This window comes from Mesorhizobium sp. M7A.F.Ca.CA.004.04.2.1, from assembly GCF_004022825.1.
GTDB lineage: Bacteria > Pseudomonadota > Alphaproteobacteria > Rhizobiales > Rhizobiaceae > Mesorhizobium.
Genome location: NZ_RZPH01001648.1, coordinates 1 through 658, shown reverse-complemented (window position 1 = coordinate 658; position 658 = coordinate 1). Strand labels below are relative to the sequence as shown.

Sequence of the window (658 nt, the reverse complement as noted above, 5' to 3'; positions counted from 1 at the left end):
GGCCAATGTGCTGATCATGCCGGCGTTCCACTCGGCTTCGATCTCGACCAAGATGCTGCAGGAACTCGGCGGCTCGACGGTGATCGGCCCGCTGCTGGTCGGGCTGAACAAGCCGGTGCAGATCGTGTCGCTGAATGCCAAGGACTCGGACATCGTCAACATGGCGGCGATCGCGGCCTATACGGCGGGGACTTGAGCGGCGAGCCTTAGCGGTGAGTCCGGGAGGCGTTCAGCCCGGCGCGAACACGCGCGCAGCCTCGACGACCTCGTCCACCTGATCCTGCCGCAGCAAGTCGATCGGGACGCGCCCGTCGAGTTGCGCCGAGGGCCGCGTCAGCCACAGCCATGCGAGCCTTGGATTGGTGATCAGCGACAGCACGTCGCGAATGCCTGCAACCGGCCGTCCATCGACGAACTGCGCCAGCGGGAAGACATGTTTGCGGCCGCCCTTGCGCAAGGCGATGACCTCGCCCCGCCGCTGCCAGCGGTGCAGGGTCGAGCGGGCGATACGCAAATTCTCTTCCAGATAGGTCGAGCCGGCGACGCGGCCCGCCCAGTCCTCGATCAGCATCGATTCGAGATCGTCGGATTTTGGCAGCGAAGGAGGCTCGACATCGATCAATGGGGTCGTCGGCGGATTGATCACGCCGGCTATACC

General features: G+C 65.2%; 1 protein-coding gene and 1 pseudogene. One reads left to right on the top strand and one right to left on the bottom strand.

Annotated elements, in window-relative coordinates; all coding sequences use genetic code 11:
- The coding region (locus EN893_RS36725; RefSeq protein ID WP_164901532.1) for a phosphate acyltransferase at window positions 1–196 on the top strand (196 nt) is incomplete at its 5' end.
- 33 nt (window positions 197–229) lie between these two features.
- Here EN893_RS36725 and EN893_RS36720 read toward each other — a convergent pair.
- Window positions 230–658, bottom strand: a pseudogene (locus EN893_RS36720) (antitoxin Xre/MbcA/ParS toxin-binding domain-containing protein); the annotation flags it as partial.